This window comes from Streptomyces sp. NPDC006235 (assembly GCF_040613735.1).
Taxonomy (GTDB): Bacteria; Actinomycetota; Actinomycetes; order Streptomycetales; family Streptomycetaceae; genus Streptomyces.
This window is the reverse complement of sequence record NZ_JBEXSR010000023.1, coordinates 86,196-112,766: the sequence shown is the minus strand read 5'-3', so window position 1 is coordinate 112,766 and position 26,571 is coordinate 86,196. Positions and strand designations below refer to the sequence as shown.

Below are 26,571 nucleotides of genomic sequence, written 5' to 3'. Positions count from 1 at the left end.
AGGGGTGTACTCAGAACGCCGAAACACCCGTCAGCGCACGCCCGATGACCAGCTTCTGGATCTGGCTCGTGCCCTCGTAGAGGGTCATCACACGGGCGTCCCGCAGCAGCTTGCCCGCCGGGTACTCGTCGATGTAGCCGTAACCGCCGAACACCTGGAGCGCGTTGTTGGCGGCGCGGACGGCCGCCTCCGAGGCGAACAGTTTGGCCTTGGACGACTCGACGGCGAACGGCCGGCCGCGGTCGATCAGGTCGGCGACCCGCCAGGTCAGCAGCCGCGCGGCGTCGACGTCCAGGGCGATGTCGCTGATCAGTTCCTGGACCAGCTGGTGACGGGCGATCGTCTTCCCGAACTGCTCGCGCTCGCCCGCGTACCGCACGGCCGCGTCCAGCGCGGCCTGGGCTATGCCGACACAGCCCGCGGCGACCGACATCCGCCCCTTGGCGAGGGCGGACATGGCGACCGAGAAGCCCTTGCCCTCCTCCCCCAGCAGCGCCGAGGCGGGCACCCGCACGTCCTCCAGCACGAGCTCGGCCGTGGCCTGGCCGCGCAGCCCCAGCTTCCCGTGGATCGTGCGGCGGGTCAGGCCGGGCGTGCCGGTGGGGACCAGGAAGGCGGAGACGCCCTTGTGGCCGGGGGCGTCGGTGGAGCGGGCGAAGAGCAGGACGACGTCGGCCCAGGTGCCGTTGGTGATGAACATCTTGGTGCCGTTGATGACGTAGTCGTCGCCGTCCCGCACCGCCCGCGTCACGAGGTTGCCCGCGTCCGAGCCCGTGCCCGGCTCGGTCAGCCCGAAGCAGCCGACCGACTCACCGGACGTGAGCCCCGGCAGCCACTGCCGCTTCTGCTCCTCGCTCCCCCAGGCGGCGACGGTCTTCGCGACGAGCCCCAGCGAGACGGAGACGATCCCGCGCACGGACGAGTCACCCCGGCCGAGTTCCTCCGTGACCAGGCAGTACGCGAGGTGGTCGCCGCCGCAGCCGCCGTACTCCTCGTCGATCGTCAGGCCCAGGAACCCGACCTCGCCGAGTTTCTTGACGATCGCGCGGTCGACTTCCTCGGCGCGGTCCCAGGCGATGGCGTTCGGGGCGATCTCGCGCTCGACGAAGTCCCGGGCGAGCTGCCGGACGGCGGTCTGCTCCTCGCTGAGCTCCAGGTTCACAACAAGCCACTCCACTCGAAAGCCCTTTGAAAGCCGTACATTTAAATTAGCACTGCTAGTTTCCATCGGCAGCCCTACTATGTGCGCCATGGCCCGACCGCGCAAGCCCTTGCTCAGCACCGACCGGATCGTCGAGACGGCCCGCGCGCTCGTGGACGCGGAGGGCCTCGCGGCCGTCTCCACCCGCCGGCTCGCCGCCGAACTCGGGGTCAGCGGGCCCTCGCTCTACAACCACTTCCGCACCAAGGACGAGATCCTGGAGGCGGTCGCCGACTCGGTGAGCGGCCAGGTGGACCTGACGATGTTCCAGGACGGCCGGGACTGGCGGACCGCGCTGCACGACTGGGCCGTCTCCTACCGCGCCGCGCTGCGCGACCACCCGAACATCGTCCCGGTACTGGCCCGCGGCCCCGGCCGCCGCCCGGCCGGGCTGCGGCTCGCGGACGCCGTCTACGGCGCGATGGTCGAGGCGGGCTGGCCACCGGCACAGGCCACGTCCATCGGCGCGCTGATGCGCTACTTCGTGATGGGCTCCGCGCTCGGCTCCTTCGCCGGGGGCTTCGTGGACGACGCGAGCGCCTACGACCCCGCCGACTACCCGCATCTCCAGCAGGCCCACCGCCTCGCCGAGCACCAGGAGAAGATCGACGAGCGGGCCTTCGAAACCGGGCTGACGGCCCTGCTGGACGGGCTGGCCCGGCAGTACGAGCAGGTGCGGCGGACCGCGTAGCGACACTTCGGCGGTGACATTTCGGCGGTGACATTTCGGCGACGGCCGAAGGGTCCGTGTTCCATGCTGGGGACATGACGACGAGGGACCCGCAGGCCACGGCTCTGGCCCGGCTCGCCGCGCTGTTCGCGGACGAGACCCGGGCCGCGTGTCTGCTGGCGCTGCTCGACGGGCGGGCCTGGACCGCGGGCGAGCTGGCGCGGCACGCGGGTGTCGCCGCGTCGACGCTGAGCGAGCACCTCGGCAGGCTCGTCGCCGGCGGGCTGCTCGCCGAGGAGCGGCAGGGCCGGCACCGGTACGTCCGGCTGACCGACGCGCGGGTCGCGCAGCTGGTGGAGGACCTGGCGGCACAGGTCGCGCCGGACAGGCCCGTACGGCCGCGGAACCTGCGGGAGTCCAGCGCCGGTTCGGCGATGGCCCGGGGCCGCACCTGCTACGACCATCTCGCCGGGCGGCTCGGCATCGCGGTCACGGACGCGCTGACGGCGCGCGGGCTGCTGCTGCAGGAGACCGGGTTCGCGCTCACCGACGCCGGACTGGCGTGGTTCGAGTCGGCCGGTATCGGCCTCGAGCGGCGTGGCCGGCGCCCCTTGGCCCGTGCCTGTCTCGACTGGACCGAACGCCGGCCCCATCTCGCGGGCGTCGCGGGCGCTGCCCTGTGCCGGCACGCCCTGGAGACGGGATGGTGCGTGCGCATCGGCTCCGAGCGGGCGGTGAAGGTGACGGCGGCCGGTGAGCGGGCCCTGTCCGAGCTGCTGGGCGTGGAGGCCGCGGCGCTGCACTGACCCCGAGTCCCACCGAACCAGCCCACCATCCGATGGGCCGCCGAAGCCCTGTCCGAAATTCGCGAGCGTCCGTCCCCCTACTCCTCCTAGCCTCGGGATCATGATGAACCACACCCCTCCCCGCCCCGCCCGCCGGGCCGAGCTGCTGGCCGCCGGCGCGGCCGCGGTGACCGTCGTGCTGTGGGCCTCCGCCTTCGTCTCGATCCGCAGCGCCGGGGAGGCGTACTCGCCGGGCGCGCTGGCGCTCGGGCGGCTGCTGGCCGGGTCGCTGACGCTGGGGGTGATCTGTCTGCTGCGGCGGGAGGGGTGGCCGCCGCGCTCGGCCTGGCGCGGTATCGCCATATCGGGCCTGCTGTGGTTCGGCGTCTACATGGTCGTCCTCAACTGGGGTGAGCAGCAGGTCGACGCGGGTACGGCCGCGCTGGTCGTGAACACCGGGCCGATCCTCATCGCGCTGCTGGGTGCCCGGCTGCTCGGTGATCCGATGCCCCCGCGGCTGCTGGCGGGGATGGCGGTGTCGTTCGCCGGTGCGGTGACCGTGGGTCTGTCGATGTCCGGCGAGGGCGGTTCCTCGGTGCTCGGGGTGGTGCTGTGCCTGCTGGCGGCGGTCACGTACGCCGCCGGTGTCGTCGCGCAGAAGCCGGCGCTGGGTACGGCCAGTCCGCTGCAGGTGACGACGTTCGGCTGCCTGATCGGCGCGGTGGTCTGTCTGCCGTTCGCCGGGCAGCTCGTCCAGGAGGCCGCCGAGGCGCCGGCCTCCGCGACGCTCAACATGGTGTACCTGGGCGTCTTCCCGACCGCCCTGGCCTTCACGACGTGGGCGTACGCGCTGTCCCGGACGACCGCGAGCAAGATGGGCGCGACGACGTACGCGGCGCCCGCGCTGGTCGTCCTGATGTCCTGGCTGTTCCTCGGCGAGGTGCCGGGGCTGCTCACCCTGGCCGGCGGTGCGCTGTGCCTGGCGGGCGTGGCGGTGTCCCGGTCGCGGTCGCGGGCGGCGGCTCGGGCCGGGGATCCGGGAGCGGCTCCGGAGCCCCGGCCCGAACGCACTGGGGGCTCAGCCCGCTGACTCGGCTTCCGCCCTGGCCTCGGGCGCGGCTTCCGGTTCCGCCGGACGCGCCCGGTCCGCGAGAACCTTGATCGACACCAGGGCGATCACCGAGAGCGCGATGATGTAGCCGGACACCGCCATCGAGGTGCCCGTCGCCTCCAGCAGCAGCACCATGACGAAGGGGGCGAGACCGCCGCCGGCGACGGCCGCGATCTGGTAGCCGAGGGAGGCGCCGGTGTAGCGCATCTCGGGTGTGAACAGCTCCGCGAACAGGGCGGCCTGGGGGCCGTACATGATGCTCAGGAAGCAGCTGGCGACGAACGTGCCGACCGCGAGCCACAGCAGCGAGCCGGTGTCGATCAGCAGGAAGAGCGGCACGGCCCACAGCGCGATGCCGACCGCCCCGAAGGCGTAGATCCGGATGCGGCCGACGCGGTCGGAGAGCGCGGCGGCGGCCGGGATCAGCACGAGCTGGGTGAGGCTGACGCAGAGCGAGACCATGAGCACCGGGCCCTTCTTCATGTCCAGTTCCCGGGTCGTGTAGTCGAGGACGCCGGTGATGAGGATGTAGAAGGTCGCGGTGTTCACGGCGAAGGAGCCGCCGGCGAGAAGGACCGTGCCGAGGTGGCCGCGCAGGATCGTGCGCAGCGGCGAGCTCTGCTCGGTCTTCTCCTGCTCGGCGAGGGCGCGTTCGGCCTCCCGGAACGCCGGGGTCTCCTCGACGCGGGTGTGGATGTACCAGGCGAGGGCGAGGACGAGCAGGCCGACCAGGAACGGCACGCGCCAGCCCCAGGCCGCGAACGCCGAGTCGGTGGTGAGCGCGCCGGCGGCCAGGAAGACGGTGTTGGCGGTCACCACGCCGATGGGGACGCCGAGCTGGACGACGCTGCCGTAGACGCCGCGCTTGCCCTCCGGGGCGTACTCGGTGGCCAGGAGCATCGCGCCGCCCCACTGGGCGCCGACTGCGACGCCCTGGGCGACGCGGAGCAGGACGAGCAGGACCGGGGCGGCGACGCCGATCCTGTCGTACGTCGGCAGCAGGCCGATGCCGGTGGTGGCCACGCCCATCAGCGTGAGCGCGAGAACCAGCATCGGCTTGCGGCCGCGTTTGTCGCCGAGGTGGCCGGCGACGATGCCGCCGAGAGGGCGGGCGAGGAAGCCGACGGCGAACGTGGCGAAGGAGGCCAGCACGCCGGCGGTGGGGCTGCCGGCGGGGAAGTAGAGGTCGCCGAGGACGAGGGCGGCGGCGATGCCGAAGACGAAGTAGTCGTACCACTCGACGGCCGAGGCGAGGGCCGCCGCGGTGGCGACGCGGCGGCGGTTGCCCGCGGCGGGCTCGGTGGACGTGTGCGGCTGAGCGGAAGGGGCCGTGTCCATGCGGTGCACGCTCCGGTGGGTGCGGGGACGGAACGGGGGGGGGTGACTCGATGGTCCGGGGAACGTACTGACCGGACGGTATGGACGTCAACGGGTCGTGCACCAGGACTTTTGCCTGTACGGGGCACTCAGTGTGCGGGCGGGCACGCCTCGGGCCCCGGCCTCGCGCGGAGGCCGGGGTGCGGGTGGGGCCGGACTAGAAGACGACCAGCGCGCGGCCGCCCTTGCCCGCCAGCATGTTCTCGAAGGCCGCCGGGATGCCGTCCAGGGAGATGCGTTCGGTCACCAGGGCGGTCAGGTCCAGACGGCCCGCCCGGACGTGGTCGGCGAGGACCGGGAGGTCCCGCGCGGGGTCGGAGTTGCCGTAGACGCAGCCGGAGAGGGTACGGCCCCAGTGGAAGATCTCCAGGGCGTTGAAGGTGACCTGCTGGTCCTTGCCGCCGATGCCGACGACCGTCGTGCGGCCGCCGCGCCGGGTGGAGTCCCAGGCCGTGCGGATGGTGACCGCGCGGCCGGCGCACTCGACGGCCACGTCGACGCCCTGCCTGCCGGTGAGGCCGCGGATCTCCCTGGCCGTGGTGTCGGAGGCGACGAGGTAGTCGGTGGCTCCGGCGGTCCGGGCCAGTTCTTCCTTCGCCGGGGAGACGTCCACGGCGATGATCTTCGAGGCGCCCGCGATCCGGGCCGCCTGCAGGGCGGCGAGTCCCACTCCCCCGACACCGAACACCGCGACCGTCTCGCCCTGCCGGACGCGGGCCGAGTGGTGGACGGCACCGTAGCCGGTGAGGACGGCGCAGCCGAGGAGGGCCGCGTCGGTGAGCGGGACGCCGTCCGGGGCGGGCAGCACGCAGGACGCGGAGACGACCGTCTCCTCGGCGAACGCGGCGACGTTCAGGCCGGGGTGGAGGTCGGTGCCCTCGGTGGTGCGGGCGTAGACGTCGGCGGCGCCGCTCAGGGCGTCGGCGCACAGCCAGACCTCGCCGAGCGAGCAGGCGTGGCATTTGCCGCAGGACGGGGCCCAGTTGAGGACGACCCCCTCGCCGGGCGCGACGTGACCGACGCCCTCGCCGACGGCGACGACCGCGCCGGCGCCCTCGTGGCCGAGGACGGCGGGGACGGGCACGCGCATGGTGCCGTTGGACAGGGACAGGTCGGAGTGGCAGACCCCGGCGGCGGCGAGCCGGACGCGGACCTGGCCGGGTCCGGGGTCGGGCAGGTCGATGCCGGTGATCTCCAGCGGGGAGCCGACGGCGGGCAGGACGGCGGCGCGGACAGCCATGGAAGGGACTCCCCTGGGGCTAGAACTGGAGGGACTTGGTCTGGAGGTACTCGGCCAGGCCGTGCACACCGAGTTCGCGGCCCACGCCGGACTGCTTGTAACCGCCGAAGGGCGCGAGGGGGTTGAAGCGGCCGCCGTTGATGTCGACCTGGCCGGTCTCCATCCGGCGCGCGAAGGCCACCGCCTCGGCCTCGTCACCGGCCCAGACGGCGCCGGACAGGCCGTAGACCGTGCCGTTGGCGATCCGCAGGGCGTCCTCCTCGTCCTCGTAGCGGAGGATCGACAGGACCGGGCCGAAGATCTCCTCCTGCGCGATGGTCATGTCCTCGGTGACGTCGGCGAAGACGGTCGGGCTGACGAAGTAGCCCGTCTCACGCGGGGCTTCGGGTCCGCCGGCGACCAGGCGGGCGCCCTCCGCGACGCCCTTCTCGATGTAGCCGCGCACCCGGGCCTGCTGCTTGGCGTTGACGACCGGGCCGATGCGCTCGCCGTACTTGGCGGCGGCCGTCGCGGCGAGTTCGACCGCCTCGTCGTACTGGTCGCGGTGGACCAGCATCCGCGTCCACGCGCTGCACGTCTGCCCGGAGTTGGACATGACGTTGGCGACACCGACGTTGACCGCCTTGGCGAGGTCAGCGGTCGGGAGGATGACGTTGGCGGACTTGCCGCCGAGTTCGAGGGCGACCTTCTTGACCTGCCCGGCCGCGATCGCGGCGATGTGCCGGCCGACGGCGGTGGAGCCGGTGAAGGAGACCAGGTCGACACCGGGGTGCTCGGCGAGGGCTTGCCCTGCGACCGGGCCCAGGCCGGTGACCAGGTTGAAGACGCCCGCGGGGAGGCCGGCCTCGTGCACCGCGTCCGCGAACAGACGGGCGACCAGCGGGGTGTCCTCGGCGGGCTTCACGACGATCGTGCAGCCGGCCGCGAGGGCCGGGGCGACCTTGGCGACGATCTGGTGCAGCGGGTAGTTCCAGGGCGTGATCGCGGCCACGACACCGACCGGCTCGTGGTGCACGACCGAGTTGCCGGTCTTCTCCTCGAAGGCGTACGTCGCCGCGAGCTCGGCGTAGGAGCCCGCGACCGCGATCGGCACGGCCGCGTGGACGGCCTGGGAGAACTTCAGGGGCGAGCCGAGTTCGGCGGTGACGGTCTCGGCGATCTCGTCCGCACGGGCGGTGAGCACGTCCCGCAGGGCCGCCAGGCGCGCCGCGCGCTCGGCGGGCGGGGTCGCGGCCCAGCCCGGGAGGGCGGCGCGGGCGGCCCGCACGGCGACGTCGACGTCCTCGGCGGTGCCGGCCGGGACCGTGCCGATGACCTGCTCGTCGACCGGGTTCACGACCTCGATCACGTCCTGGCCGGCGGCGGGGCGCCAGGCGCCCTGGATGTACATGCCGTCGTATGCCTTCATCGTGCTTCCTCCGGGGCGGGGCGTCGTCGTCCGGTACATAAACTAGCGACGATAGTTTTCCGGCGCCAGACGTCACGGGGTGCCGGGTGCCGGGTCATCACAGCATGGGCGGGGCCCCGCGCGGGTGTGCGGCTCCTCACTCCCCCAGGTCGGGCAGACGCGCCGGATGCGGGCAGATGCGGTCGCCGTGCTGGTCGAAGACGAAGAGGTGGGCGAGGTCGACCAGGAGCGGCACCTGCATGCCGTGGCGGAGGGCGAGGTCGGGGGTGGTGCGGACGATGAGGTCGCCGGGCAGGCGGGGCTCGGCGGACGGCGCACGGACTTCGGCGTCCCTGGGGTCGTCCAGGGTCACGACGGGTCCGGCCCGTCCGGCTCCGGTCCGCCCGGCTCCGGTCCGCTCCCGCAGGCGGGTGAAAACCGAGGCCTCCCGGCGGCGGCGCCGGGCGGGGCGGCCGGGGCGGGGGCGCGGGGCCTCCAGTTCGGGGACGACGGCGGGGCTGGAGCCGGTGTTGAAGTGGACGAGGATCTCATGCCCTTGGAACTCCACGTGCTCGACCAGACCGGTGAGCGGCACCTCGCCGGGGCGGGCCGCGGAGTGCTTGGCGATCCGGACGGCCTCCGAGCGCAGGCCCACGATGACCTCGCGGCCCTGCTCGACGCGCAGCAGCTGGTGGTCCAGGGAGAGCGGCTCGGGCAGACGCAGGAACTGCTTGCCCAGGCTGATGGTCATCGCGCCGTCCAGCGGGGCGCGCACCAGGCCGCGCAGCAGGTTGATGCGCGGGGTGCCGATGAAGGCGGCGACGAAGACGTTGCTGGGCAGCGCGTAGACGGCCCGCGGGCTGTCGACCTGCTGGAGCACACCGCCGCGCAGGACCGCGACCCGGTCGCCGAGCGACATGGCCTCGGCCTGGTCGTGGGTGACGTAGAGCGTGGTGACGCCCAGCTCCTTGGTCAGCTGGGAGATCTCGGCGCGCAGATGGGTGCGGAGCTTGGCGTCGAGGTTGGACAGCGGCTCGTCCATCAGGAAGGCGGAGGGGTGGCGGGCGATGGCCCGGCCCATGGCGACCCGCTGGCGTTCACCGCCGGAGAGCTGGCCGGGCAGGCGGTCGAGGAGGTCCTCGATGCCCAGCATCCGGGCGGTGGCGTCCACGCGCGGGCCGGGGTCCGTGCCCGGGGCCTCGATCCGCAGGGGGAAGCCGATGTTGGCGCGGCTGGTCATGTTCGGGTAGAGGGCGAAGTTCTGGAAGACCATCGCCATGTCCCGCCCGGACGGCGGCAGGCCGTTGGCGTACTCGCCGTCGAGCAGCAGCTCGCCCTCGTCGATCTCCTCCAGGCCGGCGATCATCCGGAGCACGGTCGACTTGCCGCAGCCGGACGGGCCGAGCAGCACGAGGAACTCGCCCGGCGTGATGTCCAGCGACAGCCGGTCCACCACGCGGGCGCCTCGCGTGTAGGTCTTGCTCACGTCGTGCAGGGAGATGGCGCGTGTCATGGGTGCCCCCGAGGGTCCATCAGGGCGCTGGTGCTCCGCGGTCGGAAGCCCCGTGCGGGTCGTACGGGGCTGTGGGTCACGGAAGTTAACGGAATGTACGCGGCCTGGGGAAGACACCTGTCGGAATCCGGGCTTTCGGTCCAGCTGGTGAGAAGGCGGACGGGTCAGTGGACGCCGGTGAGGTGGGCGAAGACCACGACGTTCCCGGAGTAGCCCTTCCTGCGGTCGTAGCTGCCGCCGCAGGTGATCAGGCGCAGCTCGCGGCGGCCCCGGGCGCCGCAGACCTCCTGGCTCGGGAAGTGCGCCTTCTCGTACGACGTGGCCTTGTCCACGGTGTAGACGGCGATCCGCCCGTCGGCGCGGCGGGCCTTGACGATGCGGCCGCGGTTGAGCTCGGGCAGTCCCGCGAAGACGGCGGGGCCGCTGTCCGTGTCGAGAGGCCCGACGGACACGGCGGTGCCCCGTTCGCCCGGCGAGGCGCCGCCCTCGTGCCGGCCGACCAGCTTGGGGTCGTCCTCCGGGGGTGCGGTGAGCCGGTGTTCGCGGTCGAGGCCCAGGTCCATGACTGGCCGCTGCGCGTAGCCCCGCCCGGCACCTCGGGCTGGGTCTGGATGGTCCAGTTGGCCTTCTCGCCCGGGTCGAAGTTGAACGCCGCGAGGTAGAAGTCGCAGACCTTGGAGTCGTTGCGCTGATTGTCCGCGGTCGTCGTGTTGGCGTGGATCTTGACGTCTCCGTTGCCCCCCGGGACAGGAGCGGCGGCAGCGGGCACACCGCTCAGGGCGGTCCCTGCGAGGGTGAGGGCGGCGAGCACGGCGGTGCGGGTACCGGCACGGCGCGCGGGGGTACGCGGGCATGAACATGCCTCCAAGTCAGATGATTGTCATACAAACACCTCGTCACCTGACTCTCTGTCACAGGACGCCGAAACAGACGCAAACTGCGCCCTACGACGCGTCAGATATCGCTCTTCCAGCGGAGCCGCACCCTCGACCGGCGGGCCTCCCCGGCCCTCTCCCCCACCGCCGCATCCGGCTCCCCACGCGACCGCACCGCAACCCCCGAGGACAGCAGCAACAGCAACCCGAGCATCACGAACGGCGCCGCCACCCCCGCCACCCCGGCGATCAGCCCGGCCGCGGCGGGCGCGGCGACCTGGCCGAGCCGGTTGCCGGTCAGGCGCAACGCCAGGGCCGTGGAACGGGCCTCGTCGGGGGCGGCCTGGACCACCGTCGTCATGGACAGCGGCTGCCCCACCCCGAGGCAGAAGCCGAGCAGCACCAGCAGCAGCCCGAGCGCCCACACCGGCATAGGCAGGGCGATGCCCGCGCACAGCAGGGCCGCCAGCAGACAGGTCACCGTGAGCAGCAGGGTGCGGCCGAGCAGCCGCAGCAGGGGCGTCAGCACCAGGCGGCACGCGATGGTGGCCGCCGCGCGCAGGCTGAGCAGGACGCCGATCACGGACGGCGCGATGCCCCGGTGCTCGCCGACTACCGGAAGGTACGCGGTGAGGATGTCGGTCGCGGACAGCACGGCGAGGCTGATGAGGATGCCGGCCGGCACACCCCGGGTACGCAGGATGCGCCCGACCGGGACACGGTCGCCCTTCTCCGCGCGGGACGTGGCCGCCGTGCGGCGGTGCTCGATGCGCCACAGCGAGGTGAACGCGACCGCCCCGACCGCACCCGCCGCGATCAGGGCGAGCGCGCTGGTGCCCGTCATGTCGTCGCCGCTGATCACCGCGCCCGCGGCGATGGGGCCGACCAGCTGGCCGAGCGCGGCGCCGATGGTGAAGTGACCGAAGTTGCGGTCCTGTTCGTACGGCGCGGACTGGCGGGCGACGAGGGACTGGGAGCCGATGACGAAGCAGAGGTGACCGAGGCCCATCACGCCGCTCCACAGGGCCATCGCCCACAGGGAGTCGGCGACGCCGCTGAGCGCGCAGCCGCCGGATATGAGGACGACGCCGACGGGCAGCAGGGGCGCGCAGCGGCCGTGGTCGGTGCGGCGGCCCAGGGGCACGGCGGCGAACAGCGGCAGCAGCGCGTACACCCCCGCGATCACACCGACCGCGCGCTCGTCCGCGCCCAGCGCGAGGGCCCGGTAGGAGACGGCGGGCCGGGCCATCGACACCGCCCCCTGCGCGAAGCTGAAGGCGATGACGAGGCGGAGCAGCCAGCCGCGGTTCCCACCGGACCTCACGATGACGTCCTCCATGCGGTGGTCAGATGATCCCGAAGAGCATGCCCGCCCCGAGGATGACCAGACAGGTGAGGGCGGCCCACTTCACGACGAACTTCGTGTGGTCGCCGAACTCCACCTTGGCCATGCCGACCAGGACGTACACGGCCGGGACCAGCGGGCTGGACATGTGCAGCGGCTGGCCGACGAGGGAGGCGCGGGCCATCTCCAGCGGGGAGACACCGTGCGCGGCGCCGGCCTCGGCGAGGACGGGCAGGACACCGAAGTAGAAGCCGTCGTTCGACATGAAGTACGTCAGCGGAAGGCTGAGGATGCCGGTGACCAGGGCCATGTGCGGGCCCATGCTGCCGGGGATGACGTCCACCATCCACTTGGCCATGTGGTCGACCATGCCGGTGCCCTGGAGGACGCCGGTGAAGACGGCGGCGGCGAAGACCATGCCGGAGACGTTCAGGACGTTCTCGGCGTGGGCGGCGATGCGGGCCTTCTGGTCCGGGATGTGCGGGAAGTTGACGGTGAGCACGAGCGCGGCACCGAGCAGGAACAGCACCGGGATCGGCAGCACCTCCATGATCATGGCGGTGAGCAGACCGACCGTCAGCAGCGCGTTGAACCAGTACAGCTTGGGGCGCAGCGTGGCGCGGTGGGGGTCGAGGCCCTGGAAGTCGTCGTCCTGCTCGTCGGCGTCCGTGCCGGAGCCGGCGCCGCCGGTGACGCCCTTGCGCATGGAGACCTTGCCGTCGCCGGAGCCGCCAGAGCCGCCGGCGCCCACGAGGACCGTCTCGGTCTCCTTCTCCTCGACCTTCTCCTCCACCAGCGCCTCGTCCAGCGTCAGCACGCCCAGCCGCCGGCGCTCACGCACACCGAGGACGTAGGAGAGGACGAAGACGAACAGCAGGCCCACGAGGAGCGCCGGGATCATCGGGACGAAGATGTCGCTGGCGTCGAGCTTGAGCGCGGTCGCGGCGCGGGCGGTCGGGCCGCCCCAGGGGAGGGTGTTCATCACACCGTTGGCCATGGCGGCGACACCGGTCATCACGACCAGGCTCATCTTCAGGCGCTTGTACAGCGGGTACATCGCCGAGACGGTGATCATGAAGGTGGTGGAGCCGTCGCCGTCCAGCGACACGATCGCGGCGAGCACGGCGGTGCCGACGACGATCCGCATCGGGTCGGCTTTGCAGAACTTGAGGATGCCGCGGACGACCGGGTCGAAGAGACCGACATCGATCATCACACCGAAGTAGACGATCGCGAACATGAGCATCGCCGCGGTGGGGGCGAGGTCGGTCACGCCGTCGAGGACGTAGTCGCCGAGCTTGGCGCCCTTGCCGACGAACACGCAGAACAGCGCGGGAATCAGCACGAGCGCCGCGATCGGCGACATCTTCTTCATCATGATCAGGACCAGGAAGGTCGCGATCATGGCGAAGCCGAGGATGGTCAGCATGAGTGGATACCTAACGTTCGCCCTTGAACATCCCACCAGGGCCGGCGGTGTCCGAGACGTTAGGTGCGTTCAAGCAGCGTTAACAAGACGTTGACGTGCGAGCAATAAGCGCAAAACTGCTGGTCACAGCTTTGCTCAGGTCAGAGCGGTGAGCTTTTCGGTCACGGATGCGCATCCAGGGGCCGTCTCGGGGGCCGTCTCGGGGGCGACTTCGACGGGCACTCCGTTGAGGACCGCGTTGCCGGACAGCGGGTCGAGCAGGCGGCCGTCGAGGAGCTGGTTGACGTTGACGCCGGGGTCGGTCGCGGCGTGGCTGAGGCGGGTGCCGGGGCGGTCGTGGCCCCAGCCGTGCGGCAGGCTCACCACACCCCGGCGCACGTCGTCGGTGATCTCGGCCGGTGCGGTCACCTCTCCCCCGGCGCCCTTCACGCGCACGGGTGCCCCGTCGCGCACGCCCAGCCGTTCGGCGTCCTCGGGGTGGATGTGCAGGGTGCAGCGGTTGGAGCCGCCGGTGAGGGCGGGCACGTTGTGCATCCAGCTGTTGTTCGAGCGGAGGTGGCGGCGGCCGACCAGGACGAGTCCGTCGGGGCGCTCGGCCAGGGCGCGCTTGAGTCGGGGCAGGTCGTCCGCGATCGGCTGCGGCAGGAGCTCCACCTTGCCGCTCCTGGTCTTGAGCGGCTGGGGCAGGCGGGGCCGCAGCGGACCGAGGTCGATGCCGTGCGGGTGCGCGAGCAGCTTCTGAAGGGTCAGTCCGTCCTGTCGTACGCCGAAGCCGTCGCCGTAGGGGCCGAGGCGCAGCATCATGTCCAGCCGTCGCTCGGGGCCGGTGTCGCCGGTGAGCTGGGCGGCGAGTTCGCGGGGGTCGCGGCCGTGGACGGGCGAGTGCGGTTCCTTGACGGCCTTGCCGAGGGTCTGGTCGATGACCATCCGGTCGACGGCGGCGGGGTCGGCCCCGTGCATGCCCGTGACGGCGAGGATCAGCCGGGCCAGGATCTCCGTCTCGGCCATGCGGCCGGGCTCCAGCGGGATCGCGGGGCGGGTGTAGCGGACCTGGTTGCGGACGGCGAGGGTGTTGAAGGCGAAGTCGTGGTGCGGGCTCTGGGAGGGCGGCGGCGGGGGCAGGACGACGTCGGCGTGGCGGGAGGTCTCGTTGAGGTACGGGTCGACGCTGACCATGAAGTCGAGCGCGGCGAGTGCCGTGTCGAGCCGGTCGCCGTCGGGCGCGGAGAGCACGGGGTTGGCGGCGACGGCCAGGAGCGCGCGCACCGGCTCGCCCTCCTCGGTGGCGGTGTCGATCTCCTCCGCGAGGGCGGAGAGGGGCAGTTCACCTTTGGCCTCCGGGTGCCGGCTCACGCGGGAGTGCCAGCGCCCGAGGGCGAAGCCGCGGCCGGGCCCGGCGGGGCGCGGGGTCTTGTCGGTGGCGGCCTGCGGGAAGAGCGCGCCGCCGGGCCGGTCGAGGTTGCCGGTGAGGATGTTGAGGACGTCGACGAGCCAGCTGGCCAGGGTTCCGTGCGGGACGGTGCAGCTGCCGATGCGGCCGTATACGGCGGCGGTGGGGGCGGCGGCCAGCTCGCGGGCGAGGGTGCGGATGACGTCGGCCTCGACATCGCAGGCGGCGGCGACGGCTTCGGGGGTGAACTCCCGCAGGGCGTCGGCCACTTCCTCGACGCCCTGGACGTGCGGGATCGGTTCGGTGAGACCCTCGTCGAAGAGCACCTGGGCCATCGCCGCCAGCAGGAGCGCGTCGGTACCGGGCCGCACGGCGATGTGCCGGTCGGCGAGCTTCGCGGTGCGGGTACGGCGCGGGTCGATCACGACGAGCGTGCCGCCCCGGGCCTTGAGGGCCTTCAGCTTGCCCGGGAAGTCGGGGGCCGTGCACAGACTGCCGTTGGACTCCAGCGGGTTGGCGCCGATCAGGAGCAGGTGGTCGGTGTGGTCCAGGTCGGGCACGGGGATGGCGTTCGCGTCGCCGAAGAGCAGTCCGCTGGAGACGTGCTTGGGCATCTGGTCGACCGTGGACGCGGTGAAGACGCTGCGCGTGCCGAGCCCGGCGAGCAGCACCGCCGGGTAGAGGGCACCGGCCATGGTGTGCACGTTGGGGTTGCCGAGGACGACGCCGACGGAGTTCGGGCCGTACCGCTCGACGACGGGCCGGATGCCGGCGGCGACCGCGTCGAAGGCCTCCTCCCAGGTGGCCTCGCGCAGCTCGCCGTCCCTGCGCACGAGCGGGGTGCGCAGCCGGTCCGGGTCGGCGTCGACGGCGCCGAAGGAGGCGCCCTTGGGGCAGATGAACCCCTTGCTGAAGACGTCGTCCCGGTCACCGCGGGCGTGGGTGACGCGCGTCCCGTCGATGGTGAGGGTCAGGCCGCAGGTGGCCTCGCACAGGGGACAGATACGCAGGGCGGTGCGGGACACGGGTCCTCCAGGGGCGGCGGCTACGGTGACGCACGGACACGCCGAGCATACCGACCGGTATGCATGGAGGGGAGGCCCTGACCGGTGTGAGGTCAGTCGAGCACCCGGGCCAGATAGGCCCGCAGCATCTCCCGCATCTCCTCGATGATCTTCGGGTCCCCTTCCGGCGCGACCCGGAAGGCCAGGTGCACGAGGGTGTCGGCGGTCTCGACGGCGATGAGGAAGACCCGGCGCAGCTCCTCGTCGGGCTCTCGGCCGAGATAGCCGGAGAGGAGCTCGGTGAGGCGGTCGGCGACGCGGTGGTTGGGCTCGGTGCGGGCGCCGACCGGGATCTGGTTGCCGAAGTCGACGAGGGAGAAGCCGGGCGCGGTGCGCTTCATCTGCAGGTACTCGTCGAGGACGACGTCCATGGCCTCGCGCCAGCCCCCGTCGCCCGCCGTCCGCAGGCGCTCGGTGACCCGCTCCGCGTAGCGCTCGAGGTTGCGCTGGGCCAGCGCGTCGACCATCTGGCGCTTGTTGCCGAAGAACCGGTAGACCGAGCCGATGGGGACCGCCGCCCGCTGGGCGACGGCCCGTGTGCTCAGGTCGTCGTAGCCGACCTCGTCGAGGAGGCCGGCGCAGGCGTCGAGGATTCTGGCCAGGCGTTCGGCGCTGCGCCGCTGGACGGGCGCACGACGGAGCGATGTCGCGTGGGGCACGGGCTCATGATGCCTTTCCGGCGCGGTCCGGTGAACCTCGCCCCCCGATCCGGGACCGCGCGTCCGACGCATGCGTGCGCGCCTGCCGCCCGTCGTCCGCACCCGCCGTGACGCCGGGGCCGGCCTCCAACCCATGCGTACGCGCCCGCCGCCCGTCGTCCGCACCCCGCGTGGCGCCGGGGCCCGGTTCCGACGCGGTGATGTCGGCCGTGCTCTCCACGGGTGTGCCGTCCACCGCCCACACCGTGCCGTCGTCGGCGTGGAGACGGGCCGTGACGCGGTGCGTGCCCCGTGGCACGAGGCGCTCGGCGAGACGGTGCTCGGGCGCCCGGAGCCGGGCGACCGGGCGGCCGTCCACGTAGAGCCATGCGAGGCCGCGCCCGGCCACCGCCCGGGCTGCCGTACCGGCCGGGGAGAAGCGGAAGTTCCGCACGGTCAGACGGACGTCCCAGCCGCCGGCCGCGCCGGGCTGCACCTCGACGCCGACGTCGGGGGCGTCCCGCCGCGCCACCTCGCGGTAGGCACGCCCCTCCTGGTCCCGGTCCTCCAGAAGGCTGCCCACCGGTACGTGCCGCGTCCCGTCCTCCCGCGCCTCACCGGAGCCGCAGCCCGCGGATCCGGTCAGCAGGAGGACACAGACCGCGAGCACGGCGCGAGATCCCGGTGTCCACGACATGCCGGGGAGCGTAGAACAGGCGTCCGGTCCGGCGGATCGTCCTGGAGTCGGGTTCCCCTCCTCCGCAATGAGGAGTCCCACAGGCCCGCGCGTCCCTCTTGCGTCGGGGAAATCGCAATCCTACGGTGTTGCATAGGAATTGGGTGGCGCACGAATCGGGACAACAAGGGAGCAGCGATCATGGGCGCGGACGCGCGGAAGACCGCCGAAGGGCTGACCTATCTCTCCGGCTTCGGCAACGAGCACAGCTCCGAGGCCGTCCCGGGCGCACTGCCTCAGGGCCGTAACTCCCCCCAGCGGGCCCCGCTCGGGCTGTACGCGGAACAGCTGAGCGGTACGGCCTTCACCGAGCCCCGGGCGCACAACCGCCGCTCGTGGCTGTACCGCATCCGCCCGTCGGCCGCGCACCCGGCGTTCAACCGCACGCACAACGGCTCGATCCGCACCGCCCCCTTCACCCAGACCGTGCCCGACCCCAACCGACTGCGCTGGAACCCCCTGCCCGACCCGGCGCCGGAAACCGACTTCCTGGCCGGGCTGTGGACCCTGGGTGGCAACGGCGACGCCACCCAGCGCACCGGCATCGCCGTCCACCTCTACACCGCCAACGCCTCGATGGACCGGGTGTTCAGCGACGCCGACGGCGAGCTGCTGATCGTGCCGGAGCGCGGCGGGCTGCTGCTGCGCACGGAGTTCGGTCCGCTCCATGTGGAGCCGGGCCATGTGGCGCTGATCCCTCGTGGGGTCCGCTTCCGTGTGGAGCTGCTCGACGAGTCCGCCCGCGGCTATGTGTGCGAGAACTACGGCGCGCCCTTCCGCCTCCCGGACCTGGGCCCGATCGGCGCGAACGGCCTCGCCAATCCCCGGGACTTCCGCGCCCCGGTCGCCGCGTACGAGGACGTCGAGGGCCCGGTGGAGGTGGTGAACAAGTTCTGCGGCAACCTCTGGACGGCCACGTACGACCACTCCCCGCTCGATGTCGTCGCCTGGCACGGCAACCATGTGCCGTACGTCTACGACCTGCGCCGTTTCAATGTGCTCGGCACCATCACGTACGACCACCCCGACCCGTCGATCTTCACGGTGCTCACGTCCCCGTCGGACACCCCGGGCCTGGCCGGGGTCGACTTCGTGGTGTTCGCCCCGCGCTGGCTGGTGGGCGAGGACACGTTCCGGCCGCCGTACTTCCACCGGAACGTGATGACCGAGTACATGGGCCTGATCGAGGGCGCGTACGACGCGAAGGCGGAAGGCTTCGTGCCGGGCGGCGGCTCGCTGCACAACATGATGTCGGCGCACGGCCCGGACCGGGAGACCTTCGACCGGGCGAGCGCCGCCGAGCTGAGGCCGCAGAAGATCGACGACGGCCTGGCGTTCATGTTCGAGACGCGCTGGCCGATCACCCTCACCCCGCAGGCGGCCCGCGCCGAACACCTCCAGCAGCGCTACGACGACGTCTGGCAGGGCCTGGAGCGGCACTTCCGTCCCTTGCACTGAACATCCCCGACCGGTACGGATGGCCCGTGACCTCCTTCGCTCCGGACTCGATCGTCCTGAACCGCAAGCTGCCGCTCTGGTACCAGGTGTCGCAGTCGCTGCGCGCCTCGATCCTCGGCCGCTCGCCCCAGGACCCGCTGCGCCTGCCCACCGAGGAGCAGCTGGCCGGGCACTACGGCGTGAGCGTGCTGACCATGCGGCAGGCGCTGAAGGAGCTGGAGGACGAGGGCCTCATCACGCGCCACCGCCGGCGCGGCACGTTCATCGAGCCGGACGTGCGCCGGGGCTCCCCGGTCCGGCTGCTGGGCTCGGTGGACGCGATCGTGGCCCAGCAGTCCGGCATGACGACCGAGCTGCTGGACCACGGCACCGCCCCGGTGCCCGCCGAACTCGCCGAGTTCTTCCCGGATCTGGCCGAGGTGGCCACGTACCACCGGCTGCGCAGCGACGAGAAGACCGGTGAGCCGACCAACCACGCCCGCAACCATGTGCGTCCCGAACTGGCCGCGCGCATCGACCTGGACGACCTGGTCCGGTGGCCCATGACCAAGGTGCTGCGGGATGTCGTCGGAGCGGACATCAGCCGCATCACGGACACGGTGGAGGCCCGGCTGGCCGACCCGGAGACGGCGAAGCTGCTCCAAGTCCCGCTGCTCAGCCCGATCCTGCACTACACGGGCGTCACGTACGACGCCGGCGGGCGGCCCTTGGACGTGGCCGTCATCCAGTACCGGGGGGACCGCTTCTCCTTCACGGTGACCCTGGAGGCGACGTAGGCGCTGCGCGGGAAACGTGGTGACGCACCTGCGGGCCGGTGGGGCTGGTCGCGCAGTTCCCCGCGCCCCTTCGGGGCGCTCGGCACGTCGTACGATGCCCTGCGTGACGCACGACGACGCTCCGCTGCTGGCGGACCTCATGCCGTGGTCCGTCGCACCGCCGCGGCTCGGCCGGGGGTGGCCGGCGGGACCGGACGCGGCGTCCCTGAAGGCCCGCTGGGACGCCCTGCTGAAGGCCGAGGGACCCGACCGCGAGACCCTGTTCGAGCCGACCCGCTCGCGCACCCCGCACACGGCGGTCGGCCAGTTGCCCGGCCAGGCCGGCAGCGGGACTCAGAAGCTGGCGCGCGCCTCGGGGCCGTGCCCGGAGCCGGTGCGCGTGTTGTGCGCCCCCTTCGACGAGCAGTGGCTGATCCCCGACCAGCGGCTGATCGACGCGGCCCGCCCGGAGCTGTGGCGGGTGGCGGACGAACGGCAGGTCTTCGTACTGGAGGCGCCCGAGGCCCCGGGGAGCGCCCGGGAAGTCCCCCGCCTGCTCGTCACCTCGCTCCTCCCGCTGCTGCGCCCGGGCAGGATCCGCCCGCTGTTCCGGCGGCCGGGCGGGCAGGAGCCCAATCTGGCGCCAGGCCTGTTGGAGCATCTGGGCACCCGGCTGGGCAGCGCCCTTTCGCCGCTTGACGTACTGGCGTGGATCACGGCGACAGCACGCCCCGACCTCTCGGTCCCGCTCACCGGGGACGCCGACGCCTGGGGGCGGGGCCTGGAGGTGGGCCACCGGCTGCTGTGGCTGATGCGCCGCGACGGTGAACGCCCCAAGCTGCCCGGCGGCCGCCGCCCGTACGTCCGCGCCCCGCTGCCCTCCCGCCCCCTGGACCTGCGCTACGACCGGGACGAGGAGGCTCTGCTGCTGGACGAGGGCCGCGTCTCCCCGGTGCCGCCGGAGGCCTGGGACTTCGAGGTGGGCGGGGTGCGCGTCCTGGAGCAGTGGTTCGCGGCGCGCGTCGCCGAGGCCGAGCCGGGCACACTCGCCGCGATCCGCCCCGCGACCTGGCCCCAGGCCTGGACGTCGGAGCTGCTGGAACTGATCACGGTCCTGGCCCTGCTGGCCGAACTGCGCCCCCTGGAGGAGCCGGAGATCCCCGAGCCGGTCACGGCGACCGAGCTGCGCGAGGCCGGCGTCCTCCCGGTACCGGCCCCGGCCCGCCGCCCGGCCTCGGTACTGGACGGCCCCGAGGAGGGCCCGGAGGGACAGCTCGCGCTGCTGTAGCGCGTCAGCGCAGGCCGGGGTCGTAAGCGTCCAGGACGCGTTCGAGGGCCCGCCTGAACACCGACTCCAGATCGACCGGCCCGCTCTGCGCCATGAAGGCCGCGGCCAGTCGCGGATACGCGCCGGTGGCCACCTGACTGCCCAGATAGGCCATCCGCACCGCGTTCTCCTCCTCCACGGTCCACGGCATGGAGCGCGTGCGCTCGACGGTCGCGATGTCGTTCGCGGTGTACGTCGTCACGACGCCGTTGAGCAGTGCGATCAGCTCCGTCTTCGTGCCGGCCGGGACGTCGAGCGGTTCGAGGCAGGCCAGGCAGTGCTCCAGATAGCGCAGGGAGTTGGGGCCGAAGGCGAACACCCCGGGCATCAGGCGCGGCACCCAGGTGTGACGGCGCATGATGGCGCGCGTCTCCTCGGCGTTGCGGAGCATGTCGGCGCGCCAGTCGCCCGTCGGCTCGAACAGCTCGTGCTCGGCACCGATGGCGTCGATCATCAGCTCGTACAGGTCCTCCTTGCGGGGGACGTAGTTGTACAGCGACATGGTGCCGCAGCCCAGCTCCGCGGCGACATGCCGCATGGACACCGCGTCCAGCCCCTCCGCGTCGGCGATCCGCACCGCCGCGGCCGCGATGTCGGCGCGGGTGAACGCGGGTTTCGGCCCACGGCCGGTGCGCTCGGGGCGCGCCCAGATCACTTCGGGTACGGCAGCTCGGCCCGCCATCGATCATCACCTCGGCCACCATCCTAGTTACGTACAGCGTACGTAGTGCGCTATGGTCAGGCCATGACTTCTACGTACGCTGTACTTAGTGAGGGTCTGGCGAAGCGTTTCGGGGAGGTCCACGCCCTGCGCGGGCTGGATCTCGCGGTGGCCGAGGGGACGGTGTGCGGGGTCCTCGGGCCGAACGGGGCGGGCAAGACGACGGCCGTGCGGCTGCTGACCACGCTGCTGCGGCCGGACGCGGGCTCCGCCCGGGTCGCCGGGCACGACCTCGCCCGGGAGGCCGCCGCCGTGCGGAGCCGGATCGGTGTCACCGGGCAGGACACGTCGATCGACGGGGACCTCACCGGCCGTCAGAACCTGCTGCTGTTCGGCCGGCTCCACCGGGTGCGCGGCCCCGCCGGCCGGACCACACAGCTGCTCGACCGCTTCGGGCTGGCCGAGGCCGCCGACCGGCCCGCCTCCACCTACTCCGGCGGCATGCGGCGCCGGCTGGACCTGGCGGCGAGCCTGATCCGCCGCCCCGAGGTGCTGTTCCTGGACGAGCCGACGACCGGCCTCGACCCGGCCAGCCGCAACCTCATCTGGGACGCGGTGCGCGAGCTGACCGCCGAGGGCACGACGGTGCTCCTCACCACCCAGTACCTGGAGGAGGCCGACCAACTCGCCGACGACATCGCCGTGGTGGACCGCGGCCGGGTGGCGCACACCGGGTCGCCGGCCCAGCTCAAGGCACTCGTCGGGGCGCACGCCGAGGTCGTCGTGACGGACTCGGACGCGCTCACGAAGGCGGCGGCCGTCCTGGACCGACTCACGGGCGCGCAGCCGTCGTTCGACCACGAGCGGAACGCCGTCGGCGCGGTCGCCAAGGACCCCACCCTCACCCTCCCGCTGCTCGTGCGCACGCTGGACTCGGCGGGCGTGCCGCTGCTCGACGTGAGCCTGCGGCCACCGACCCTCGACGACGTCTTCCTGCGCCTCACGGACACCACGGCCGCGGCCACCACCACGACCAGGACCGCCACCGACGAGAAGGAGCGTGCCGCATGAGCATACTGGCGTACGACGGGACCGCGATGCTGGGCCGCCAGCTGCTGCGGATGCGGAACAACCCGGGGCTGCTGATCCTCACCCAGACGATGCCGGTCAGCATGCTGCTGTTCTTCGGCTACGTCTTCGGCAGCGCCCTGGCGATGCCGGGCGAGGCCTACCGGTCGTTCCTGGTGCCGGGCCTGCTGGTGGCGACCGCCTCGGGCGGGATCATGACCGGCATGTTCCAGGCGGCCCAGGACACGCACCGGGGTGTGACGGACCGCTTCCGTACGCTGCCGATGAGCCGGGCGGCCGTACCGCTGGGGCAGGCCGCCGCGGACCTGGTGGCCACGGCCGTCGGGACGGTGCCGTTCCTGCTGGTGGGACTCGCGGTGGGCTGGCGGATCGAGGGCGGCCCGCTGCAAGCGGTGGGGGCCTTGGGGCTGTTGCTGCTGTTCCGCTTCGCCTGCACCTGGGCCGGGATCTACCTCGGGCTGCTCACCCGGAACGAGGAGGCGGCCGGTCAGCTGGGCGGGGCGACCTTCCTGCTGCCGCTGCTGTCCAGCGCGTACATCCCGACGAGCGGGCTGCCGGGATGGCTGCGGACGGCCGCCGAGTGGAATCCGATCAGCGCGGTGGCGACGGCTCTGCGAGACCTGTTCGGCAACGCCCCGGTGCCCGACGGGGCGGCCTGGCCGGTGGCCCACCCCGTCGCGGGGTCGCTGCTGTGGTGCGCCGTGCTGCTCGGGGTGTTCGTGCCGCTGGCCGTGCGTCGGTACGCGCACGGGGAGCGGTGAAGGGGCGACCGGAAGACCGGAGCCGGACGACGCCCCCGGTCACTGCCGGGCGGGGATGGGGCACCGACTGGGGGCGGGCCGCGCTCGGGTACACACCTGGCGCCGCTGCGTGCCGTGGGGATGACGGACGACGAGTGCGCAGCGTTGCACCAGGGGCGGTGTGACCGCCCGAGCGCGGGCCCCTACTTGCCGCCGAACAGCGAGCGGCGCAGCCTGCGCAGCGGCGCGAAGAGCGAGACGCGACGCACGCGCGCTCCCCTGCCACTGCGGTCGTGCGGCTGACGCGCGGTCAGTTCACGCATCAGAGAGGTCGCCTCGACCGTCTCCCGCTGCGGGACGGCGGGGCCGCCCAGCACCGAGAGGTGGCGGTCGAGGCGCGAACTGGTCGCGCTGCTCCCGCAGGTGATCGCAGGGACCCTCGCCCTGCTGCGCACTGTTATCTGTTCCATGTCACTCCCCACCCGTACGAGTCCACCCGGCCCGGGCAGGTTAACCCTATCGCCCCGTCCGGGCACTCGTGTATCGCGGTCACAGGATTCACCTTCCCCATAAAGGGGTTGACGATGTATTCCCGATTACTCTCCGAATCCAACAGATTTCAGGGCGAGTTGGACGATCGGCTGGCTGGTGGGCTGCGGCGATCCGCCGTCGGGCTCGACGGTTACGGCCAGTGACGTCGCGGAGGTGCCGAGACCCGTGGCGACCAAGGGCGTGTCGCCCTCGAAGAGGCCCAGGGAGCGTGGTTGCGCGCCCGGGCGCATGAGCCACAACTGGTGCACTCGGCCACCGGGAGGGGCACCGTATCCGCCGAGGGTGACCACCGCGCTCCCCTCCGAGGCGGAAGCGATCACTCCGATGGTTCGGCCCCGCCCGTCCCGGCCGCTGCCCGCACGGGCGTCCGGAGCCGCGAGAACGTGGGCGATCTCACGTGAGCGGTCCCGCTCGGCGGTCAGCTGATCCCGGGTCCGGTCCGCCTGCACCGCGAACAGCGAGGCGACGACGAGGGCCGCGGCGGCGGTGGCCGTGGCGAAGGGCACGAACAGCGGGATCCGGCGACGCTGCCGCGGCGGCGGCTGGGTGCCCCACACGTGCGGCGGCAGCTGCGGCGCACGCGCGCGTGCCGGCTCGCGTGCCGCGTTCTGCGGCGCCGGGTCCTGCGGAGTGGTCCGTACGGCGGCCATGACCCGGTCGCGCAGGGCAGCGGGGGGCGGGGCGGCGGCGGACCAGGCGAGCCGGACGGCGTCCTCGGACAGGGCGCGCACCTCGGCGGCGCAGCGGCCGCAGTCCCTCAGGTGCTTCTCGAAGCGGACCCGCTCCGGGGGTTCCAGGGCGTCGAGGGCGTAGGGCGCGGCGAGCGAGTGCGGGTCCTCGCGGCGGAAGAGACTCATGCCACGCCTCCCAGGCACTCGCGCATCCGGGTCAGCCCGTCGCGCATCCGCGTCTTGACGGTGCCCAGCGGCAGGGAGAGCCGCTCGGCCACCTCACGGTAGGTGTAGCCCTCGTAGTAGGCGAGGGTGACGGACTGGCGCTGGAGATCGGTGAGGCGGTCCAGGCAGACGCGTACCCACTCACGTTCGAGTCCCGCCTCGACCTCCTCGGTGACCTGGTCGAAGGCCGGGTGGTGGGCGCGCCAGGCCTCCCGCTGCTCACGCTCGCCGGCGGCGCGGGCGCTGCGCACCCGGTCGACGGCACGGCGGTGGGCGAGGGTGAGGATCCACGACATCGCGCTGCCCCGCCCCGGGTCGAACTTCGCCGCCGAGCGCCACAGTTCGAGCAGCACCTCCTGAGCCACCTCCTCCGATTGGGCGGGGTCGCGCACCACGCGCCGTACGAGCCCGAACACCGGGCCGGACACCAGCCCGTACAAGTCCTCGAAGGCCTGTTGGTCGCCGCCCGCCACGCGCAGCAGCAGTTCGTCCGCCTCCACTCGGTCCCCCTCTCCCAGGCCGCACGGGGCCTGTCCCCTCATACGAGGCATTCGCAACGCACACACCTCCGGATGGGGTTACGGATCAGCGCGCCGAAAACGCGGGTCGCCCGGTGATGAAACAACTTTGCCGACGCGCCGTAAGAACGTTTGAGATTCGACCAATCCGCTTCGCCGACCGCTCCGAATGGCGTGTGTCAGGCAAGTTGGCACTGAGGACGGACGGCATGACACCTTTCTCCAGGACCGGCGAGACCGGTGCGACCGGTGTGGGACGCAGGAGCATCGCGACCGCGATCTGTGGTGCGCTGGCCGCCGGCGGGCTCGCGGCCGCCGGTGTGACCGCGCTGCAACCCGAGGCGGCCTCCGCCTCCAGTCACCGCGAGGCCCCGCTGATCTCGGGGACCCCGCAGTACGACAACACCGACGTGTACGCGTTCGTCAGCCCGGACAAGCCGGACACGACGACCATCGTCGCGAACTGGATCCCGTTCGAGGAACCCGCCGGCGGGCCCAACTTCTTCACGTTCGCCGAGGACGCCCAGTACGACCTGCGCATCGACAGCGACGGTGACGCGCAGGAAGACCTGCTGTTCCGGTACACGTTCAAGACGCACACGAAGAACGACAAGACGTTCCTCTACAACACGGGCCCGGTCGAGAGCCTCGACGACCCCGACCTCAACATCACGCAGACGTACGACCTCGAACTGATCAAGCTGAAGCACCTGAAGCCGGTGTCGAAGACCAAGGTCGCCGACGACGTGCCCGTGGCGCCGTCGAACGTCGGCAAGGCGTCGATGCCAGACTACAACACCCTGCGCAAGCAGGCGGTCCACAAGCTCGCCGGGGGCGCCCAGACCTTCGCCGGGCAGGCCGACGACCCGTTCTTCCTGGACCTGCGCGTCTTCGACCTGCTCTACGGCGGGAACCTCTCCGAGGTCGGCAACGACACGCTCAAGGGCTACAACGTCAACACCATCGCCCTCCAGGTCCCCAACAGCTTCATCACCCAGTCGCACGACCAGCCGGTCGTCGGCATCTGGTCGACGACGCAGCGCAAGAACGCCCAGGGCTACTTCGCGCAGGTCTCCCGCCTCGGCAACCCGCTGGTGAACGAGGTCGTCAACCCGCTGAAGGACAAGGACACGTTCAACGCGTCCGCGCCCCGGGACGACGCCCAGTTCCTGAAGAACGTCACCAACCCGGAGCTGCCCAAGCTCATCGAGGCGATCTACAAGATCCCGGCGCCGAAGGAGCCGCGCAACGACCTGGTCGACGTCTTCCTCAAGGGCGTCAAGGACCTCAATCAGCCGCCGCACGTGACGCCGTCGGAGCAGCTGCGCCTCAACACCTCGATCAAGCCGGCCGCCAAGCCCAAGCGGCTCGGTGTCCTCGACGGCGACAACGCCGGCTTCCCGAACGGCCGTCGCCTCACCGACGACGTGATCGACGCCTCGCTCCAGGTCGTCGAGGGTGAGCTGCTGGGCGCGAAGAACGACCTCGGTGACGCGGTCGACAAGAACGACAAGGACTTCGAGAAGGCCTTCCCGTACGTCGCCCTGCCGACGGAGGGGTCGCGCGGTCCGCTCGCCAAGGGCGTGGACGGCGGCAACGACGTCCGCAGCCAGCTCGGCGACGCGCTCCAGCCGGCCGAGGCGCAGAGCTCAGACGACATGCGCCTGATCGCCGCGTCCACCGGGGCCGGCGCGGGCGGCATCGTCCTGATCGGCGCGGCCCTCATGTGGTGGCGCCGCATGCGGAACCGGGCGTACTGACCCGCTCCGCTCCCACCGACCGGCGCGGCCCGTCTCCCGTCCCCCACGGCACGG

Annotated in this window: 24 protein-coding genes; 9 read left to right on the top strand and 15 right to left on the bottom strand. The window is 72.2% G+C overall.

Going from position 1 to position 26,571, the window contains the following annotated elements; all coding sequences use genetic code 11:
• Positions 1-10: 10 nt before the first annotated feature.
• Entirely contained in the window at positions 11-1,162 is a 1,152-nt protein-coding gene (locus ABZ192_RS25505) for an acyl-CoA dehydrogenase family protein (RefSeq protein WP_356926769.1), read from the bottom strand.
• An 88-nt stretch (positions 1,163-1,250) separates the two neighbouring features.
• Between ABZ192_RS25505 and ABZ192_RS25500 the strand changes: the two genes are divergently transcribed.
• The 3 genes from ABZ192_RS25500 to ABZ192_RS25490 all read left to right on the top strand — a co-directional run bounded on the left by ABZ192_RS25500 (position 1,251) and on the right by ABZ192_RS25490 (position 3,746).
• On the top strand, positions 1,251-1,892 hold the full coding sequence (locus ABZ192_RS25500; protein ID WP_356926768.1) for a TetR/AcrR family transcriptional regulator: 642 nt from the start codon (positions 1,251-1,253) through the stop codon (positions 1,890-1,892).
• A gap of 74 nt (positions 1,893-1,966) precedes the next feature.
• Positions 1,967-2,677 (top strand): winged helix-turn-helix domain-containing protein, encoded by a 711-nt coding sequence (locus ABZ192_RS25495; protein WP_356926767.1) that lies wholly within the window; start codon positions 1,967-1,969, stop codon positions 2,675-2,677.
• Between the two features lie 100 nt (positions 2,678-2,777).
• Positions 2,778-3,746, top strand: coding sequence for an EamA family transporter (locus ABZ192_RS25490; RefSeq protein ID WP_356926766.1), 969 nt, complete (start codon positions 2,778-2,780; stop codon positions 3,744-3,746).
• On the opposite strand, the gene ABZ192_RS25485 is transcribed toward ABZ192_RS25490, so the two are convergent.
• The 10 genes from ABZ192_RS25485 to ABZ192_RS25440 all read right to left on the bottom strand — a co-directional run bounded on the left by ABZ192_RS25485 (position 3,735) and on the right by ABZ192_RS25440 (position 16,722).
• The gene (locus ABZ192_RS25485) at positions 3,735-5,105 is read right to left on the bottom strand and encodes an MFS transporter (protein ID WP_356926765.1); all 1,371 of its coding nucleotides are present in this window, start codon (positions 5,103-5,105) and stop codon (positions 3,735-3,737) included. The two genes, ABZ192_RS25490 and ABZ192_RS25485, sit on opposite strands and share 12 nt — an antisense overlap.
• A gap of 196 nt (positions 5,106-5,301) precedes the next feature.
• Positions 5,302-6,384, bottom strand: a complete 1,083-nt coding sequence (locus tag ABZ192_RS25480; protein WP_356926764.1) for a Zn-dependent alcohol dehydrogenase — start codon at positions 6,382-6,384, stop codon at positions 5,302-5,304.
• A 19-nt stretch (positions 6,385-6,403) separates the two neighbouring features.
• Positions 6,404-7,792 (bottom strand): aldehyde dehydrogenase family protein, encoded by a 1,389-nt coding sequence (locus tag ABZ192_RS25475; protein ID WP_356926763.1) that lies wholly within the window; start codon positions 7,790-7,792, stop codon positions 6,404-6,406.
• A gap of 136 nt (positions 7,793-7,928) precedes the next feature.
• The gene (locus ABZ192_RS25470) at positions 7,929-9,284 is read right to left on the bottom strand and encodes an ABC transporter ATP-binding protein (RefSeq protein ID WP_356926762.1); all 1,356 of its coding nucleotides are present in this window, start codon (positions 9,282-9,284) and stop codon (positions 7,929-7,931) included.
• A 164-nt stretch (positions 9,285-9,448) separates the two neighbouring features.
• A complete protein-coding gene (locus ABZ192_RS25465) occupies positions 9,449-9,847 on the bottom strand; it encodes a sortase (RefSeq protein ID WP_356926761.1) in 399 nt (132 codons plus the stop codon).
• 391 nt (positions 9,848-10,238) lie between these two features.
• Positions 10,239-11,483, bottom strand: coding sequence for an MFS transporter (locus ABZ192_RS25460; protein ID WP_356926760.1), 1,245 nt, complete (start codon positions 11,481-11,483; stop codon positions 10,239-10,241).
• Between the two features lie 22 nt (positions 11,484-11,505).
• Positions 11,506-12,933: a citrate:proton symporter gene (locus ABZ192_RS25455; RefSeq protein ID WP_356926758.1), complete on the bottom strand. Its 1,428-nt coding sequence runs from the start codon at positions 12,931-12,933 to the stop codon at positions 11,506-11,508.
• A gap of 135 nt (positions 12,934-13,068) precedes the next feature.
• The gene (locus ABZ192_RS25450; protein ID WP_356926757.1) at positions 13,069-15,348 is read right to left on the bottom strand and encodes a molybdopterin oxidoreductase family protein; all 2,280 of its coding nucleotides are present in this window, start codon (positions 15,346-15,348) and stop codon (positions 13,069-13,071) included.
• A 92-nt stretch (positions 15,349-15,440) separates the two neighbouring features.
• On the bottom strand, positions 15,441-16,046 hold the full coding sequence (locus ABZ192_RS25445) for a TetR/AcrR family transcriptional regulator (protein WP_356926756.1): 606 nt from the start codon (positions 16,044-16,046) through the stop codon (positions 15,441-15,443).
• Between the two features lie 4 nt (positions 16,047-16,050).
• Positions 16,051-16,722: a hypothetical protein gene (locus ABZ192_RS25440; RefSeq protein WP_356926755.1), complete on the bottom strand. Its 672-nt coding sequence runs from the start codon at positions 16,720-16,722 to the stop codon at positions 16,051-16,053.
• 180 nt (positions 16,723-16,902) lie between these two features.
• Here ABZ192_RS25440 and hmgA point away from each other — a divergent pair, with 180 nt between their 5' ends.
• The 3 genes from hmgA to ABZ192_RS25425 all read left to right on the top strand — a co-directional run bounded on the left by hmgA (position 16,903) and on the right by ABZ192_RS25425 (position 20,262).
• Entirely contained in the window at positions 16,903-18,219 is a 1,317-nt protein-coding gene (gene hmgA / locus ABZ192_RS25435; protein ID WP_356926754.1) for a homogentisate 1,2-dioxygenase, read from the top strand.
• A 26-nt stretch (positions 18,220-18,245) separates the two neighbouring features.
• Positions 18,246-18,995, top strand: coding sequence for a GntR family transcriptional regulator (locus ABZ192_RS25430; protein WP_356926753.1), 750 nt, complete (start codon positions 18,246-18,248; stop codon positions 18,993-18,995).
• A gap of 94 nt (positions 18,996-19,089) precedes the next feature.
• Complete coding sequence (locus ABZ192_RS25425) at positions 19,090-20,262, top strand: type ISP restriction/modification enzyme (RefSeq protein WP_356926752.1); 1,173 nt, start codon at positions 19,090-19,092, stop codon at positions 20,260-20,262.
• Between the two features lie 4 nt (positions 20,263-20,266).
• Here ABZ192_RS25425 and ABZ192_RS25420 read toward each other — a convergent pair whose 3' ends face one another.
• On the bottom strand, positions 20,267-20,983 hold the full coding sequence (locus ABZ192_RS25420) for a TetR/AcrR family transcriptional regulator (RefSeq protein WP_356926751.1): 717 nt from the start codon (positions 20,981-20,983) through the stop codon (positions 20,267-20,269).
• A gap of 63 nt (positions 20,984-21,046) precedes the next feature.
• On the opposite strand from ABZ192_RS25420, the gene ABZ192_RS25415 reads away from it, so the two are divergent.
• Positions 21,047-22,033, top strand: coding sequence for an ATP-binding cassette domain-containing protein (locus tag ABZ192_RS25415; protein WP_356926750.1), 987 nt, complete (start codon positions 21,047-21,049; stop codon positions 22,031-22,033).
• Complete coding sequence (locus ABZ192_RS25410; protein WP_356926749.1) at positions 22,030-22,812, top strand: ABC transporter permease; 783 nt, start codon at positions 22,030-22,032, stop codon at positions 22,810-22,812. The genes ABZ192_RS25415 and ABZ192_RS25410 overlap by 4 nt, the downstream gene beginning before the upstream one ends.
• Before the next feature lie 182 nt (positions 22,813-22,994).
• Here ABZ192_RS25410 and ABZ192_RS25405 read toward each other — a convergent pair whose 3' ends face one another.
• The 3 genes from ABZ192_RS25405 to ABZ192_RS25395 all read right to left on the bottom strand — a co-directional run bounded on the left by ABZ192_RS25405 (position 22,995) and on the right by ABZ192_RS25395 (position 24,739).
• Positions 22,995-23,261: a hypothetical protein gene (locus tag ABZ192_RS25405; protein WP_037671693.1), complete on the bottom strand. Its 267-nt coding sequence runs from the start codon at positions 23,259-23,261 to the stop codon at positions 22,995-22,997.
• A 126-nt stretch (positions 23,262-23,387) separates the two neighbouring features.
• Positions 23,388-24,200, bottom strand: a complete 813-nt coding sequence (locus ABZ192_RS25400) for an anti-sigma factor (RefSeq protein ID WP_356926748.1) — start codon at positions 24,198-24,200, stop codon at positions 23,388-23,390.
• On the bottom strand, positions 24,197-24,739 hold the full coding sequence (locus ABZ192_RS25395) for a sigma-70 family RNA polymerase sigma factor (RefSeq protein ID WP_167537312.1): 543 nt from the start codon (positions 24,737-24,739) through the stop codon (positions 24,197-24,199). Before ABZ192_RS25395 ends, ABZ192_RS25400 begins: the two co-directional genes overlap by 4 nt.
• A gap of 227 nt (positions 24,740-24,966) precedes the next feature.
• Here ABZ192_RS25395 and ABZ192_RS25390 point away from each other — a divergent pair, with 227 nt between their 5' ends.
• Positions 24,967-26,517 carry a DUF4331 domain-containing protein gene (locus ABZ192_RS25390; protein ID WP_356926747.1) on the top strand — a complete coding sequence of 517 codons (1,551 nt, stop codon included), beginning with the start codon at positions 24,967-24,969 and terminating at the stop codon, positions 26,515-26,517.
• The last annotated feature ends 54 nt before the right edge of the window (positions 26,518-26,571 follow it).